14 protein-coding genes and 1 tRNA gene are annotated in these 13,692 nt (G+C 71.6%); 4 read left to right on the plus strand and 11 right to left on the minus strand.

Annotated elements, in window-relative coordinates; genetic code table 11:
* Positions 1-24 precede the first annotated feature (24 nt).
* From E4P40_RS03165 to E4P40_RS03190, 5 genes are all read right to left on the minus strand, one after another.
* Positions 25-1,446, minus strand: coding sequence for an ATPase, T2SS/T4P/T4SS family (locus E4P40_RS03165; protein WP_245160107.1), 1,422 nt, complete (start codon positions 1,444-1,446; stop codon positions 25-27).
* Positions 1,436-2,239 carry a hypothetical protein gene (locus E4P40_RS03170; RefSeq protein ID WP_135157215.1) on the minus strand — a complete coding sequence of 268 codons (804 nt, stop codon included), beginning with the start codon at positions 2,237-2,239 and terminating at the stop codon, positions 1,436-1,438. The genes E4P40_RS03165 and E4P40_RS03170 overlap by 11 nt, the downstream gene beginning before the upstream one ends.
* 15 nt (positions 2,240-2,254) lie before the next feature.
* Positions 2,255-2,935, minus strand: coding sequence for an SAF domain-containing protein (locus E4P40_RS03175; RefSeq protein WP_135157217.1), 681 nt, complete (start codon positions 2,933-2,935; stop codon positions 2,255-2,257).
* Complete coding sequence (locus E4P40_RS28760; RefSeq protein ID WP_245160108.1) at positions 2,932-3,249, minus strand: hypothetical protein; 318 nt, start codon at positions 3,247-3,249, stop codon at positions 2,932-2,934. Before E4P40_RS28760 ends, E4P40_RS03175 begins: the two co-directional genes overlap by 4 nt.
* A 1,469-nt stretch (positions 3,250-4,718) precedes the next feature.
* Positions 4,719-5,171: a helix-turn-helix transcriptional regulator gene (locus tag E4P40_RS03190; RefSeq protein ID WP_135157219.1), complete on the minus strand. Its 453-nt coding sequence runs from the start codon at positions 5,169-5,171 to the stop codon at positions 4,719-4,721.
* A 545-nt stretch (positions 5,172-5,716) separates the two neighbouring features.
* Between E4P40_RS03190 and E4P40_RS03195 the strand changes: the two genes are divergently transcribed.
* A complete protein-coding gene (locus tag E4P40_RS03195; protein WP_245160110.1) occupies positions 5,717-5,938 on the plus strand; it encodes a helix-turn-helix domain-containing protein in 222 nt (73 codons plus the stop codon).
* Positions 5,939-6,157: 219 nt separating this feature from the next.
* Here the strand turns inward: E4P40_RS03195 and E4P40_RS03200 are convergent, their stop codons facing one another.
* Together E4P40_RS03200 and E4P40_RS03205 are read right to left on the minus strand one after the other, a co-directional pair.
* A complete protein-coding gene (locus E4P40_RS03200; protein WP_135157221.1) occupies positions 6,158-6,790 on the minus strand; it encodes a hypothetical protein in 633 nt (210 codons plus the stop codon).
* 724 nt (positions 6,791-7,514) lie between these two features.
* Positions 7,515-7,587, minus strand: a tRNA-Lys gene (locus tag E4P40_RS03205).
* A gap of 263 nt (positions 7,588-7,850) precedes the next feature.
* On the opposite strand from E4P40_RS03205, the gene E4P40_RS03210 reads away from it, so the two are divergent.
* A complete protein-coding gene (locus tag E4P40_RS03210) occupies positions 7,851-8,333 on the plus strand; it encodes a hypothetical protein (protein WP_135157223.1) in 483 nt (160 codons plus the stop codon).
* A 70-nt stretch (positions 8,334-8,403) separates the two neighbouring features.
* Here the strand turns inward: E4P40_RS03210 and E4P40_RS28460 are convergent, their stop codons facing one another.
* Together E4P40_RS28460 and E4P40_RS03220 are read right to left on the minus strand one after the other, a co-directional pair.
* Complete coding sequence (locus E4P40_RS28460) at positions 8,404-9,270, minus strand: MOSC domain-containing protein (RefSeq protein ID WP_209305172.1); 867 nt, start codon at positions 9,268-9,270, stop codon at positions 8,404-8,406.
* A gap of 15 nt (positions 9,271-9,285) precedes the next feature.
* On the minus strand, positions 9,286-9,918 hold the full coding sequence (locus E4P40_RS03220) for a LysE family transporter (protein ID WP_135157225.1): 633 nt from the start codon (positions 9,916-9,918) through the stop codon (positions 9,286-9,288).
* Between the two features lie 71 nt (positions 9,919-9,989).
* Here E4P40_RS03220 and E4P40_RS03225 point away from each other — a divergent pair, with 71 nt between their 5' ends.
* Entirely contained in the window at positions 9,990-10,874 is an 885-nt protein-coding gene (locus tag E4P40_RS03225) for a LysR family transcriptional regulator ArgP (protein ID WP_135157227.1), read from the plus strand.
* Between the two features lie 366 nt (positions 10,875-11,240).
* Here the strand turns inward: E4P40_RS03225 and E4P40_RS03230 are convergent, their stop codons facing one another.
* Positions 11,241-12,089 carry a hypothetical protein gene (locus E4P40_RS03230; RefSeq protein WP_135157229.1) on the minus strand — a complete coding sequence of 283 codons (849 nt, stop codon included), beginning with the start codon at positions 12,087-12,089 and terminating at the stop codon, positions 11,241-11,243.
* Between the two features lie 28 nt (positions 12,090-12,117).
* Positions 12,118-12,999: a Rieske (2Fe-2S) protein gene (locus E4P40_RS03235; RefSeq protein WP_135157231.1), complete on the minus strand. Its 882-nt coding sequence runs from the start codon at positions 12,997-12,999 to the stop codon at positions 12,118-12,120.
* Between the two features lie 128 nt (positions 13,000-13,127).
* On the opposite strand from E4P40_RS03235, the gene E4P40_RS03240 reads away from it, so the two are divergent.
* A complete protein-coding gene (locus tag E4P40_RS03240) occupies positions 13,128-13,670 on the plus strand; it encodes a GtrA family protein (protein ID WP_245160111.1) in 543 nt (180 codons plus the stop codon).
* Positions 13,671-13,692 lie beyond the last annotated feature (22 nt).

Raw genomic sequence — 13,692 nt, forward strand, 5'->3', positions numbered from 1 at the left:
CGCCGGCCAGCAGCCCCGTGCCGCTCACCGTCGTCCTCCCGCCGCACCGGCCCAGGAGCCCCGGCCGGACCGAAGCCAGCTCGGGTCGAAGCCGACGCGCACGTAGTCGGCCAGATCCACCGGGTCGTGCTCGGGCACCGCGCGACCGTCCGGGCCCGGGCCGAAGACCTCGGTGACCGCCGGGCGCCCGCCCTCCCCGATGCCGTTGCACTCGAGCACCTGGCTGACGAACCGGTGGCGCTCACCTCCGATCCAGCGCTCATCGACGGTGCTGAGGTGCACGACCAGGTCGATCGCCGACGCACAGGACCGATACGCGTGCTCCGGGGTCACCGCGGCCCGGCCGCGCATGCACAAGTTGGCGAGCCTCTCGAAGGCATGGTGCGCCGAACGGGCGTGCAGCGTGCAGGCCGAGCCGCCCTCGCCGGCCTCCATCACCTCGATCAGCGGCCAGGCCTCCTCGCCGCGCACCTCGCCCAGCCAGACCCGGGACACGTTCATCACCAGCGCCTGCTCCACCAGCTCGGTGAGAGTCACCTCACCGAGGCGGTGGCCGTCCGGGCCGCGCTCGCCGGTGCCCTCTCGGGCCTCGAACGGCACCACCCTCGGATGCCGGTCCGGCAGCTCGTGCAGCAGCAGCTCGAAATGCTTCTCGATCGTGGCGAGGTTCTCCTCGACCGGCAGCTCGTTGGCCAGCGCCCGCAGCAGCAGCGTCTTGCCAGCGCCCTGCGCGCCGGTGACCACCACGTTCTTCCGCGCCCGGATCGCGGCGCGGAGAAACTGCGCCAGCGACCGGTCGAGCGCCCGCAGTCCAACCAGGTCGTCGAGGTCGACGTTGCGGATCCGATGCCGGCGGATCACCAGCTGCGGTCGCGGCACGGTCTCGATCACGGCCGCCAACCGGGACCCGTCCGGCAGCCGCATGGTGAGCAGCGGACTGGCTGTCGTCAGCGTCCGCTCCGCGCGGCCCAGCCGAGCGGCGATGTGCTGCAGCTGCCGCACCAGATCCTCATCCGAGTCCGCGATCGCCTCCACCCGGACATCGCGGCCGTCGGCGTAGCCGACCCACACGTTGTCGTGCCCGTGCACCTCGATGTTCTCCACAGCCGGGTCATCCACGTAGGGCTGCAGCCGACCCAACCCGAACTGGGCGGCGAACACCGCCTCGGCGATCACCCGCTCCTCGGCCGCCGACGGCACCACCTGCCCGGCGCGCATCCGTTCCCGGATCAGCTCGTCGAGCCCGTCCTGCACGAGCGTGCGGGCCAGCTCCTGCTGCGCCACCGTGCTGAGCGTCGGGCGCCGCTTGAGTTCCTCAGCCAGCGCCGCCGCCGTCACCTCGTGCAGGCGGCGGACCAGCGTCCAGTCCACCGCCTCCGGTGTTGCGTCGGGTCCCGGAGGCACGGCCCCGGCGTGGACCATGTCCGTGGTGACGTCAGCGGACACGACTGCCCCCGACCGTGGCCTCCGCCGCAGACACCGGAGCGGGTGGTGGCGTCAGCCGGGATTCCTGCGCCGCGGCAGAGTCGGCCAGCCGGGCCGCCACCGCCCGGGCGGCCCGCAGCAGCGCCGACTGGGCGAACAACCGACCCGCCGGTTCGCCATCGCTGAGCACCGCCGCCGCCTTCGCATCCCGCGGCAGCGAACCGACGACCGGAACGCCGAGCGCCTCGCCGATCTCCCGCTCGCCGTACGGCTCCCCCGCCCCGACCACCAACGCGCCGAGCATGCCGCCCCGGCCCTTCTCGGCCTGCAGCTCGGCGATCGCCCGCGCCGCCGCGCGCACAGCGCGCAGCGTGGAGCCGGTGACCACCACCACTGCGGCCGCGCGACGGACCGCGGGCAGCGGGAAGTGCTCGGCGTGCAACCTCCCGCAGTCGGCCACCACGTCGACCGCGCCGCCCTCCACCGACGCCAGCACGGTGGCCAGGCGATCCCAGTCCACATGACGGGCACCGGCGGGATCGGCCAGGCCCGGCAGCAGCCGAACCCGTCCCTCGGCGTCGAGCCGCATCAGCTGGGCGTCCAGGTGCCGGGCCGGCCCGCCCCGTCGCGCCGCGAGCTCCAGGTCGGCCAGCCCACCGGCCGACACCTCGCCCCGACCGTATCCCGCCAGCACGTCCCCGCCGGCCGGATCCAGCTCGGCCAGCACCAACGGCCGCGGCCAGCACAGCGCCAGTGCCAGCCCGCTGGTGGTCACCCCGGGTGCGCCCTTCGCCGAGCACAGCGCGATCAACACAGCAGCCGCCCCGCCTTACTCGCCGGCCACTACGACGATGGCGACCAGACCCGCCGCGGCACGCGCGGCAACAGCTGGCCCGTCAGCCGCGTCGACGAGCACGTCGACCACCCGCAGCCCGTCGGCTCCCGGCGGACCGGACTGAACCACGGTCGCCTCCACCACCCCCGAACCCCCCGCTCCGCTCCCGGCAGGAGCAGTGCCTGCGGCCACAGGAACCAGGAGGACGTCGTCCCCCGGGCGCAGCGTGGTCGCCGGCAGCTGCACCGCCGACACCCCCACCCCGACAAGCTGCTGTCCGGGACCCGGAAGCCGCTGATCGGTCAGCGCCTGACGCGTCAGGAGCGAACCCGGCGCCAGGGTGGTCGCCGCGACCAGGCCGACCACCTCATCGCGCTCCCCGTACGGAATGGGCTCCAACGCCGGATCGGAGGTGATCCGCGCCTCCACCAGGTCGGCAGCGGTCACGGGTTGACCCCACGGCACCTCCCGTGCCATCGCGATCACCGGCGACGTCTGCCCCAGCGACGTCGCCAGATACGTCGCACCCAGCGCACCGAGGATCACCATGGTCACCGCCAGCGCCAGCAGCGCCGGACGGCGGCGGCGACGCGGTCGCCCCAGCACCGGCGCCCGAGACAGGCCGTTGACCGCCGCCTGGGGTGGTGTGCTGAGATACGGCGGGGTGCGAGTCACCGGCTGCTTCCGTTCTGGTTGAGGACGTGCAGCTCACCGACGAACAGCTCCGCCGACGACGACAGCTCGAGCGTCTCGGTTCCCGACTGACCGCCGCCGGACCAGGTGATCGTCCACGTGCTCGTCGCGGTGATCGGCCACGGCCCTCCGCCGGGCACGTGCCGGCTCGACGCCTGTGCATAGACATGTCCGCAGTCCGGGGAGGGACCCTCCACCCCCGCGGTGTACGGAGCCCCGGCCCCGCAGACCACCGTGGTGCCATCCCCCATGTCCCAGCTGACCTGACTCACCTGGCCCACAGCGGTGACGGACACTCCTCCCGCTGAAGCGGACGCCCGGGCAGGGCCGGTGGTTTCCGCGCTGCGCTCGACCCACATCCAGACAGGAAGGCCCACCAGGCCACTCGCTGAGCCCGGCGGTGGCGCCGTCCTGATTTCCGGTGCCCTCAGGGCCATGGAGGAGATGGCCTGCTGTGCGAGGACGACGGGATCCGCTGCAGGATCGGAAGGAGAGCCGGTCCCGTTCGCGAGAAAGATGAGCCCAGACCACACGCCGGGACCCCAACCGGCCGGACGTGGGCATGTGAACGCCCAAATCATGCCATCTTCTGGCCGTTGTCCCGCCCACACCGGGTGCCCTATCCACGGCTGGGGATTCGCCACCGCGCGGGTGCAGGCGTCTGGCGGGGACGGATTTCCGCCGCCGTCCTGCCCCGCACTGGCGCTAACACCGCCAGGGTTACCGCTGACTTCCGGCGTCGACACCCACAGCGAGCAGGTCCCGGTGCGGGGGTCGGTCCTGGAGCATTCGACGCCCGGGTCTGCTGCGGCGATCCCGGAAGATGTCAGGCCGAGCCACCCTGGCACTGCGGCGAGTACGACCAAACTCAAGATGCGCTTCAGCATGGCCGGTCCGGCCGCGGCTCCAGCGTGGTCACCAACCAGGGTTCACGGGGCTCCGCCAGGAACTGGACGACGGTGATGTCCCACACGTACCGAGGCGGGGTCCCAGGCGGTACTACCTCGCCGGTCTCGACGTTGACCCGCTGGGCGCTCTGACTGTCGTAGCAGCCAGTGATCCTCACTGTTGGCCCCTCCGGCGCAACCAGATCCACGCTCGTGGCCGTCAGATCTACGGCAGAGTCACCCTCTTGACGAAGCCCAAGGGTGGCGTAGTCCCGCACGGACTGAACGGTGAGAAGCGCCGCCGGATCGGCTGCGTACCGGCGGATCTCGGACTCCCAGTCCCGAGCAGTTGGCTCACGACTCGCCGCGTCGCTGACCTGAAGCAGGCTTTCGAAGGCTTGGGTGGCGGCCGCGGCCGCTTCTTCCTCACGGGTTGGAGGCTCTGACGTCACAGAGGACGTCATGGGGGACGAAGTTGTAGGCGCGACGCTCGGGGACGCCTGCTCCGAACTGCCTTTGTCGTCACTGCAGGCCGCCAGGGCCAAGGCTGCGCCTAGGACGGTAAGGACAACCTGCCGCCGAACCATCATCCGACTCGGTCGACGTCGATACGTTGGCCACGTCCGCCTGCGAGCTGCTGGTGGCTCCTGGGCCTTCTCACGGGCTGCGTTTGCGGTCGATCGTCGATCGGGATGGGCGGTTGGCTGCGGATCAAACCAGCGGCCACCGCTATGCTGAACACGCTCGTGCACGCCATGGCACCTCCCCGACAAGCGGTGGCGGGAAGTTACCACCAGTGGCGTTCGGTAGCGTAACCCCTTCCTCCAGTAATCCTCCAGTTCCAGCCTTGGCGTCTGATCCTCCAGTAGATCGCCGGTTCAGTCACTGGGGGATGCCAAGGCGGCATGTTCGCTACGTGAACGGCGGATGGCTGCCTCAACGCGAGTGGCTGCCACACCGAGCACCTGAGCCACGGCAGATACGACACTTGGTGAGGGTTCCGTGCCGGGGCGTCCGTCCTCCAGTCGGACGTACGTCATGACCGAAACGCCCGGAGCCCCCATCTCGTTCGTGGCAAGGCCGGCCGCGACTCGAAGCGCCGCCAGAGGCGGGTCGTTCGGGTCGGCGTCGAGCAAGTGCAGCGGTTCGACACCTAGCGCGGCTGCCAACCGCGGGATGAACCGAGGCCGGGGGCCTTCCAGGCCCAACTCCCAGACACGAACCCGGGCCGGACCCGACAATCCCAGCGTTCGGGCGAGGTCTTCTCGTGTCATACCAGTGGCCTTCCGAGCCTCGAGGAGACGATCACTCCGAAGTCGTGGCCGCGCCACAGCAACTCCCCTCGCCCAACCGGTCAGGTGCCGCCCCGGTCGTCGTGCACCCTAGCGACGACCCGCACCGCCTGACGTAGGGGAGGTGCATCGTCCGAGCGGCGCCGGACAAGTCGGCGACCTGGAACGTGTCCCAAGGGTGGCGCTGGTCGCTGTAGCGAGTTGGAGCGGATGGAACGTAGCCTGACCAACTTCTCTGGCCCTCCTCTCCCTCCGCAGCGCGGTAGACGCCGGCGCAGTACTGGAGAAACTCTGGAGAGACCCAGCGTCCCTGACACGGAGTCCTACCCACAGAACTGGAGGATGGAGGGCGACGCTCGTCGCATGTTGGCTTTCAGGCGTCCCGGACGACGGTCCGTCTCCATGCGCGGGCACCGGGATCTTCGTCCTCGCACTGGGCTCCACCTCGGCGACCAGGTGCGGGCAGGGTCTCAGTGGCACTGCCGTCAGCTGAATCAGGTACCAGTGTGCTACACGTCCTGGTCTCCGAACCGCAGCAGCATCGTGGGCCACAGGAGCGCCTGGTTGGCCTTCGGAGGTTCGCAGTGAGCCGCCCGAGCCAGGTGATGCACGATCCGCGTCCTGGCCCTCATGACGAGCTGTTCACCATCGCGCAGGCCGGCGAGTACCTGGGGACCGGCGAGCGCTTCATCCGTCGACTCGTCGCGCAGCGGCGCATCTCATACGTGAAGCTTGGCAAGTACGTCCGCCTGCAGCGATCCGCCTTGGACCACTTCATCGAATCCGGGCGCGTACCGAGCGACTGACGCTCGAAACACACTGCACCTCTGGCCAGCGAGTTCTGCCCGACAGCGACCTGATGTTGTCGATGTTCTTCCAGGGCCCACGGGGCGGATCGATCCGGTTTTGAACAAGCGCCTGTGACAGCCACGTCGGAGCGGGCTTGACACCACGGCGGCCCCATGACTGGTCCTGGGGTACTGCCGGTTCTGGGCACGGTTCGCCGAGTCCGATTCCGATCGGGCTTACGGCATGAACTTGGCCGAGCGGACGAGGTGCGCGCTCCCTCCTCCAAAGGCCTCGACAGTGAACCCTCGCCTGGCTAGCACGTCGGCCAGGGCGCGGTTCATGACCTGCTGCACGGATTCGTCCGCGACGGCGCCGTGCACCCCATCGAAGCTCATCCGGTCATGCTGCCTCCAGGTGACGACGATGCTGCCCAGCCCCGGTTCAGGGGTCAGGCAGGCACCGCCGATCTGGTTTCCTGGGCCGTCGGCCTCGTGCAGCGGCAGCCCAGTCTCCGTCAGGACCGTGGCGACCTCCACCACCAAGGTGGTCAACGAGTCCTCGTCCGAGACAAGGGCCTGCCAAGCGTCGGGCAGCCGGTCCATCTGCTCGGACAGGTACGCCAGCCACGCCAAGTCCTGGGGGGACGGTCGCCGGTTGAGCCCGCCGTCCGCCCGGAGGTGGCCGTAGACAGGCCGGGCTTCGTCGAACCCGCCATCGCCGGTCGCGCCAGCTGCCCAGGCGGCGTCGGATCGGTCAGGGAACGGGCCGGCGATGATGCGACCGGGCCCGACCTCCTCGTCGACAACCAGCCACCAACTCTGACCGGCACCGCAGTCGAGAACGACCTCACCGCTGGACAGACCGCCCACAGCGCTCACCCTTCCGAGAACGGCCGCCACCGGGGAAGAGCGACGGCATCTGCGTACCCGGAGACGAGCAGCGCAGATGCCGGAAGGTTAGGAGGGAACGCGCCTGTGACGCTTCCTTCTGGTCTGGAAGCGGCACCCGCGTTCCCGAATCGTTGCACCACCGCCTCCGGGGAACGACGACCCTTCGTCCCGCGCGGCAACATGTCGACTCACGCCGCTACCGGCCAGCGTGATGACGTCCGATCCGGCGTCGGTAATGCTCAAGATGACCGGGATCGAGGGCGAGTCGTCGCATGGGCGGCGCCGCACAGAAGCGTGTATCGGAGCTAGACCTGCCCGAGGGATGGCACGGGTGGTTTGGCCGGGCGGAATCGGCTCCCAGCGCATCGGCGCGCTGGTGGACTCAAGACATGGTTCGCCAGAGTCCAAGCCGGACGCGATGACAGATCCAAGTGGAGGGGGCACCGGACGATCCGGCTGGCTGTTTTCCGGACGAGCCCCAGCCGCGCCGCCGCGGCCAAATGCATCGACACCCGACGGTCCCGGCGGGGGGCTTAGCGGGGTACGCGAGCCTGCCCGTTCCCAGTCGTACGGTCTGAAGGCGGTCCACCCCCACCGCAAGGGGCCAGAGAGCAAAGATGGGGGTAAAGCGTGGCGAGAGCCGCAAACTCACTTGTTCGCATATCCAGGTTGAAGTGTTTTACCAGGCAAGCGACCTGTCGGGTGGGCCCCGTGGGGATCGAACCCACAACCCGCGGATTAAAAGTCCGCTGCTCTGCCAATTGAGCTAGAGGCCCCGGTGGGTGCAGAGAACCCTCCAGAAGACCCACGAGATGACGCGTGAGACTTCTGGCCGGCCCGCAGCCCGGTGTGAGGCTACCGCCGGGGCACGACCCTCCCGCTCGTACAGCTGCCGTGGGGCGGAGCGGACCTGTCCCCCGCCGAGCCACGGCGGACAACCTGCCGGCAGGAGCTCCGAGGATCCGCCGACCGGTGCTCACCGACGTCCTGGCTCCCCGCCGAGCCGGACCGGTCGAGCCGCGGCGGGCACGCTGGACCGGTGGGTGGAAGAAGCGCGAGTACCAGGACCGGAAGGCCGCGGGGTGACCGGTCCGCGTGGACGACCAGTGTCTACGGGACGATCAGCGTCGCGGTCGTCGTCGCCGAGTACGCCTCGTCCAGCGCGAGCCGACTCGCCCTGCTCGTCCTCGGCTACGGGGCCTCGATGTGGCTTGCGCACGGCTACGCCGCCGTCGTGAGCACGGAACGGGAGACCTGGGGCTCGGCGCTCCTGCACTCCTGGCCGGTTGCCGAGGCGGCGCTACCGGCCCTGGTCGTCGTGGGGACCGCGGCGCTGTTCGGCTGGCCCAACCGGATCGCTGTCCCGCTGGCACTCGTCGCTTGCCTGGCGAACCTCATCGCCGTACAGGTCGCTGTGCTGCGGGGAGGCGGGCGGCGCTCACGGCAGCGAATCGCAGCCACGATCGCCCTCGACGTCGTGGCCGGCGCCGTCGTGCTCGCCGTACTGACCCTCCTCCGGTGACCGCGCCGGTCGGCACGCCGTCCGGGTGAGTGCAGAGGCTACCGCCGGGGCTCCGCACCTCCCGTTCGGCTCAGACCGAGGAGATCGGCGCGCCCAAGCGGATCTCACCGTCGGTGAGGACGTCGGCGCGCAGCCCGCCGCGGTGGATGAGCGGCCGCAGGATCCCCGGGCCGCTGAGCCGGTCGAGGTGGACGCAGGGCTCGCACAACCGACGCCCCTCGCACACGACGTCCCCGATGCGGAAGCGCCGCCCGACCAGCGCGTTGACGTCGACGCCCCGGGTCAGCACGTTGCGCCGGGTGCCGGCGAAGTCGAGCGTCTGCCCGGCCGCCGCCATCTCGTCGAGCACCTCGGCCGCGATCAGGGTCAGGTCGTAGCCGGGACGCCGCTGTGCGCGGGAGCTGAACGTGCCCGCCCCCACGGCGTAGCGGTCCCCGTCGAGCCCGCGGCCCGCTCCGGCCTGCGCGACGTCGACCAGCTGCATCGGCGCCTCAGCGGCGACCGCCACGGCGAGGCCCTCGACGGTGCCCCGCAGGTCCGCCGCGTCCGAATGCCGCCGCAGCACCGGATCGAGGGAGGCGACGGCATAGGCCTCGCGGATGCGCAGGTCCGCGGTGGCCCGCCCCAGCAGCGCCGGCTCCTGCGGGCTGAGGACGACGCCGGGCGGCGTCCCGAACGCCAGAACGGCGACGTCCGGCTCCGCTACGACGGCGATCCACCACCCGGCCCACTGGACGCGCACGGGGTCGGCGATCGGCACCAGCCCCGACCCGTGCCCGGCCAGCCACCCTCGCCAGGCGCCCAGGGCGTGCGCCAGGTCGGCGTCGGGCAGCGGCAGTTCCGTCACGGGCACCTCGGTGACCGACGCCACGCAGGCGGCGAACCCGCGGACGAGTGCCGTCGCAGCGGGCCCGGCCGGCAGTTCGACGTCGATCACGGTGCTCCAGGTGTCTCAGGTCCCGGCGAAGCCGCGGACGACGAGGGAGACGGCGAGGGCCGACATCACGACGGCGATGCCCGCGTCGAGGATCCGCCACGCCCTCGGGCGGGCGAACACGGGCCGGAGCAGGCGCGCGCCGTAGCCGAGGCCGACGAACCAGATCGTGCTGCCCAGGCCCGCGCCGGCGGCGAACTGCCACCGGTGCTCCTCGTACGTCGACGCCATCGATCCGAGCAGCACGACGGTGTCCAGGTAGACGTGCGGGTTGAGCCAGGTCAGCGCCAGGCACGTTCCGACAGTCACGGCCAGACCGGTGCGGGCACCGGCGGCGTCCGGCAGCAGCGTGCCGGGCCGCAGCGCGCGTCCCGCGGCCATGGCGCCGTAGCAGAGCAGGAAGGCCGCCCCGGCGAAGCACACCACCGGGATGAGCCACGGCACCTGCGACAGGGCCGCGCCGGCGCCCAGCACGCCCGCACCGATCAGGGCGAGATCGGAGAGGGCGCACACGGCCACCACCGCTGCCACGTGCTCGAGGCGGAGTCCCTGTCTCAGGACGAAGGCGTTCTGGGCGCCGATGGCGACGATCAGTCCCAGCCCCAGGGCGAGGCCGGACGCGGCGGCGAGGAGCGCCGGGGTGGTGAGCACACAGCGACGCTAGGAAACGGCACGTCCACAGTCCAGCTCATGATTCTGATGCGCCGTTAGCATCGCTGTCCATGGATCTCGACCTGCCGCAGCTGCAGGCGCTGGACGCCACGGTCCGCGGAGGCACGTTGGAGGCGGCCGCCCGCGCGCTGCACGTCACTCCCTCGGCGATCAGCCAGCGGCTGCGCGCGCTCGAGGTGGCGACCGGCCGGATCCTGCTGGTGCGGACCAAGCCGGTCCAGGTCACCGAGTCCGGGCAGGCTGTGCTGCGCCTCGCGCGGCAGGTCGACCTGCTCACCGCCGACGTCGCCCGCGAGCTCGGCGGTGATCCCTCGCCCGAGAACGTGCCCACCCTCCCGATCGCGGTCAACGCCGACTCCATGGCCACCTGGGTGCTGCCCGCGCTGGCCCCGCTGGCCGGCGACGTCTGCTTCGACCTCTACCGCGAGGACCAGGAGCACACCAGCGCCCTGCTGCGCGCCGGCACGGTCATGGCGGCGGTGACCTCCGAGGCCCGGCCGGTGCCGGGCTGCACCTCCACCCGCCTGGGCGGCATGCGCTACCGGCCGATGGCCACTCCCGGCTTCGTGCAGCGGTGGTTGCCCGCCGGCCCGACCTCCGAGGCGCTCGCCCGGGCACCGGTCGTGGTCTTCGACCGCCGGGACGACCTGCAGCACCGCTACCTGCACGCCCGCGCCGGTTCCGACGTCGCCCCACCGCTGCACTACGTCCCCGCCTCGGCGGACTTCGTCGCCGCGATCAGCCTCGGCCTGGGCTGGGGCATGGTGCCCGACCTCCAGGCGGGAGGGATGGCCGCGGAGCTGGTCGAGCTCGACCCGGCCGGGGCGGTCGATGTCGTCCTGTTCTGGCAGCAGTGGCGGCTGCGCTCCACCACCCTCGACCGCGTCCGCGAGGCCGTGCTGGCCGCCGCCTCCCGCGAACTGGATCAGGCCTAGTCAGAGGACGTCGAAGACCAGGAGGAGCACCAGCGTCAGCACAGCCGACAGCAGCAGCGAGCCGAGACAGCCGAGCCGGTTCGAGAAGAAGAAGAACATCGTGGTCCAGTGCCCGCCGTCGTGGGCCGGCCAACCCGGCGGCGTGTGCGTTCTGTCACCGGTCCGGGCCGAACCACCCGTTCAGGGGATGCCGTCGGCGGTCTTCGGTTACGTACGGTCATCGGGCTCCGGTCGGACGGCCGGGCAGCGTCGCCTGCCGTCCGGCCGCGGATTCGTCCGTCCGGCGCCGCGAGGTGCCCGACGGGATCGACCCCGGCCCGGCTGACCCGTTCCCCCCGGGGCGGCCGGGCCGGCTTCTTCTCCCGGTCAGGACGGCGGACCGCACACCCGCTGCACGAGCGCGGTCAGCCGCGCCCGGAGGGTCTCGTCGATCGGCAGGTTCACCACCACCTCGTCGTCGTCCCCCACGGTGAGCGCCAGGGGGAAGACGTAGGGCTTCTTCGTCTCGGCCAGCACGTGCGGATCGCAGGACGCCGGGGTGAAGGACACCGGTACCGAGGCCGCCTCGGCGTCGCCGTCGAGCTCGAGCGGCAGGTCGGCGGTCGGTTCGACCAGGACGCTGCGACCGAGGCGCGCGGCCGTGACCGGCTCGGCGCCCTCCCGTCGCGTCAGCGTGAGCGATCCGGTGAGCGCGTCGCCGCCGTCCTCGAGGTCGGTCACGGTGATGGCCACGACCGCGGTCACCCCCAGGACGTCGCACTCCTGCGCGTGGACGAGTTCCAGCACCTGGGCCTCGGCCGGGACCTCCAACGGCTCGACGGATCCGTCGGGTCGCGTGACCGTCAACTCGGCGGAGGCCGGCACCGGGGACGCGTCGCAGACCGCGTCGCCGAACGGCACCGGCAGGTCGATCACCCGTCCGGGCGCGTACTCGGCGGTGATCGCCGTCGGTGGAACCGGTGCGAAACCGGGCGACCGCAGCGCCACGGAGGTGACGGTGAAGGGGGTGTCGCCGGTGTCGGTGAGACGCACCTGCACCTGGCCGCCGATGGCCTCGTCGGTCCGCAGTCGCACGATCTCCGCCTCGATCCCTGGCACGGCGGGCACCGCAGGTGTCACCGAGGAGGACGTCGACGCGTCCGACGACGGGCCGGCGGCCGGTCCCCCGCAGGCGGCCACCGCTCCGACCACGAAGGCGATCGCCGTCCGCCTCATGGCTCGAGAGCCTAGGGCGAGCCGGTCCTCATTCGTGCCGGCCGGGGAGCCGCGCCATGACGCGGCCCGCCGTCATCTTCACCTCGAGCTTCTCCTGCGGATTGGCCGCAGGGCCCCGGCGGGGGGAGCCGCTCTCCAGATCGAACGCCGAGCCGTGCCACGGGCACACCAGGCACTCGTCGCCGCGGACCGTCTCGACCGATCCCTCGTACAGCGGCCCCGACAGGTGCGAGCAGGCGCCGATGAACACGTCCACCCGCGCACCCCGCCGGACGGCGACCAGCGGGACGGCGACGCTGCCGCCCTTCCCGGTGCGCAGGGCCGGCCGCCCCTCCGGCAGGTCGTCCAGCGGCCCGAGGTCGATCCAGTCGGTCGTGAGCGCCCGTGCCGCCGTCGCGGCGTGGGACGCGCCCGACGACTGCGCGTAGGACATGTGCCCGCCGATCGCCGCCGAACCGGTCGCGAGCGCCAGCCCCGAGTACGACAGCACCCGTCCCAGGCCGCCCCGGCCGTTGCGCCGCGCCACCAGCGAGCCGACGTACAGCCCGAGGGCCGCCGTGTTGGCCACCGCGTGGATGGCGCCGAGGCGGCGGACGCCCACTTCCTGCTCCGACCAGTCGGCGGCACCGGCCAGGGACGCCGGCACGGCGGCGGCCACCCCGGTGCCGATGAGCACGGTCGCGGCGGGCCGCAGCGGCGGGATGGCGTCGAGCACCCCGGCGGAGATCCAGCTGCCGACCGGCACCTGGACGAGGACCGGGTGCAGCGTGTGCCCCAGCCACGTGCCGTGCAGCAGGTCCTTCAGCCCCTGCGGGCGGAGTGCCACCTGGACGGCCTTGCGTGCCGGCTCGATGACCTTGTCGAACGCGGACACGTCGGCCACCCGGTCCAGGATGCTCAGCAGACTCATGGCGGGCCCCTACCCGTGCGCCTCACCGGAGATGCCCGGTGTCGCGACCGGATCGTGATCAAGAACTCGGAATCGTCAGGGTGACCAGGCACGTTCTCACGTGACAAAGGCCAGGGCTCGGAGGAGCCTTGACCACACTCCAGCTCGAGAGGAACCGCGTGACCTGCCCGTCCCTGCTGCGCCGCCGGCCGGAGGACGCCGAGATCCTCGGCGACGCCCCGGACCGGCAGCTGTCGCGGGTGCACGACGTCGCCGACCGCCTCCGCCGGGACGACGGATGGGCGCAGTTCGCCCGGTTCGTGCTGGTCGGCGGCTCCTCCACCGCGGTCTACGCGGCACTCTTCCTCGCGCTCCGCGGCTTCGGCTACCTGCCCGCGCACGTCGTCGCGACCGTCGCCTCCTCCATGCTCGCCAACGAGCTGCACCGCCGGCTCACCTTCCATGCCGAGGAGCGGGTCGGGTGGCTGGCCGCCCAGATCGAGGCCGGCGGCGTCTCCTTCCTCGGCCTCGTCGCAACCAGCGCGGCCCTCGGCTGGCTGGACGCCGCGGTCGGCTCGGCCCACCCGATGCTGCAGATCAGCCTCGTGGCCGCGGTGACGGCGGTCATCGGGCTCATGCGCTTCATCGCCCTGCGCTGGATCTTCCGTCCGTCGGTGACCGAGCCGGCCTGACGGCATCCGGCAGGCTCCTGCG

It is taken from the genome of Blastococcus sp. CT_GayMR20, from assembly GCF_004570345.1.

Coding starts and splice junctions, on each gene's coding strand:
- E4P40_RS03225 (WP_135157227.1), top strand. CDS start 9,990: ATGGATCTCGACCTGCCGCAGCTGCAGGCGCTGGACGCCACGGTCCGC.
- E4P40_RS03230 (WP_135157229.1), bottom strand. CDS start 12,089: ATGAGGCGGACGGCGATCGCCTTCGTGGTCGGAGCGGTGGCCGCCTGC.
- E4P40_RS03235 (WP_135157231.1), bottom strand. CDS start 12,999: ATGAGTCTGCTGAGCATCCTGGACCGGGTGGCCGACGTGTCCGCGTTC.